Annotated in this window: 1 rRNA gene; it reads right to left on the minus strand. The window is 49.1% G+C overall.

Features of this window, described 5'->3' with window-relative positions:
- Window positions 1-220 precede the first annotated feature (220 nt).
- Window positions 221-324: ribosomal RNA gene (gene rrf, locus AC2CG4_RS20085) — 5S ribosomal RNA — on the minus strand; the annotation flags it as partial.

Here is a 324-nt window from a genome sequence, read left to right on the forward strand (position 1 = left end):
ATCCGCAAGTGCCCACACGCATTGCTTGATCTGTCTTGTTAAAAAACCGGTTAGCGCTTCGGCTCAACCGTGGGAGGCGCATTATACGCACCTTCTTACTATTCGCAAGCGCTTTCTTTAATTGCTTTAAGAATTCTGCTTGCTACACCCTTACAACAATCAAGGGCTTGTACTAATAGAAAAGCCCCGCCAGCAGTGCTGACGGGGCTTTGGATTAGAAGCTTGACGATGACCTACTCTCACATGGGGAGACCCCACACTACCATCGGCGCTAAGTCGTTTCACTTCTGAGTTCGGTATGGGATCAGGTGGTTCCAACTTGCT

Source organism: Cellvibrio sp. ATLC23, from assembly GCF_057196725.1.